The 1210-nt window shown below is 57.4% G+C and carries 1 protein-coding gene; it reads right to left on the bottom strand.

Annotation, left to right across the window (positions count from 1 at the left end):
- Positions 1–19: 19 nt before the first annotated feature.
- Positions 20–1155, bottom strand: a protein-coding gene (locus HB633_RS30565; RefSeq protein ID WP_255581307.1) for an IS3 family transposase whose coding sequence is annotated in 2 segments (ribosomal slippage) — positions 20–906 and positions 906–1155 — 1137 coding nt in all. Because the reading frame shifts where the segments join, the coding sequence is not laid out codon by codon here.
- Positions 1156–1210: the final 55 nt, after the last annotated feature.

Below are 1210 nucleotides of genomic sequence, written 5' to 3'. Positions count from 1 at the left end.
GACACCCGCAAAGGGGATTTCATAAAGAACTCGCTTCGTACAGCACCGGCGGCAAATTGTTGGTTGCCGAATGAAGACGCTGATAGTTGTAGTACTTTTCCACGAACTCTCGGATGTCACTTTTTGCTTCCTCATGGCTTTCGTACTCGTGCTCGCCGATCCATTCGCTCTTTAAGCTCCTGAAGAAACGCTCAACCACCGCGTTGTCCCAGCAATTACCTTTGCGACTCATGCTCTGTGTGATGCCCGCGTTCTTCAGATCATCGACAAAGCGTGCGCTCGTGTACTGGCAGCCCTGATCCGAATGAAACATGAGGCCAGCACCCGGTTGTCGGCTGCGGTACGCGTGCTGTAAAGCCTGAATCACGAGTTCCGTGTCAGCCTGGATGTCAAACGCCCAGCCCACAATGCGGCGCGAGTGCAAATCCATGACGATGGCCAAATACGACCACCCTTGCTTGCTTCTCACATACGTCACATCGCCCGCCCAGACGCGATTGATCGCACCGGGTTCGAACTTGCGCTCCAACAGGTGCTGTGCCACGTGCGCCTCGCCTTCAGCCTTTCGATACCGGTGAGTGCGACGCTTGCGCACCACCAGCTCCGCCTCTCTCATCAAGCTTCTGGCCCGGTGGCGCCCGACTGCATAGCCTTTGCTCTGCAACGACTGCGCCATCCTGCGGCTACCGTAGCTGGCTCGGCTTTCGTGGTGTATCTGACGCGCAGCATCGAGCAGTTGCGATGAGTGCCGGCGCCGCACACGTGGCCGCACAAACGCGTAGTAGCTGCTGCGAGACACGCCCGTCAGGGCGCACATGGCGATAATCGGATAGGCCTTCCTCAACGAATGAATCACTTCAATGAGCGATCCATTTCTTTCACGAAGAAGGCCGTGGATTTTTTTAAAATCTCCCGCTCCCTTTCCAGATCGGCTACCCGTGCCTCCAGCTCCCTTATGCGCTGCGCGTCCGCGCTAATCTGCTCAGCCGTGCGCGGGGGCGCCGCCTTTTGCGCGCGCCATTGTGCCACCCAGCGCCTTAACGCGGTGTCGCCAACGCCCATCGCCTTGCTCGCCTGAGCAAAGGAATATCGCTGCTCCACTACAAGCCGGACCGCGTCGGCCTTGAATTCGTCTGGAAAGTCTCGTCTGCCCATTTCTCACCTCATTTAGAGAATTATCCCTTTTTGAGGTGTCCACGACCATTGGACC

Source organism: Caballeronia sp. dw_276 (assembly GCF_018449635.1).
Taxonomy (GTDB): domain Bacteria; phylum Pseudomonadota; class Gammaproteobacteria; order Burkholderiales; family Burkholderiaceae; genus Caballeronia.
Note: the sequence above shows the minus strand (reverse complement) of the source record. Positions and strands in the feature narration are given on the sequence as shown.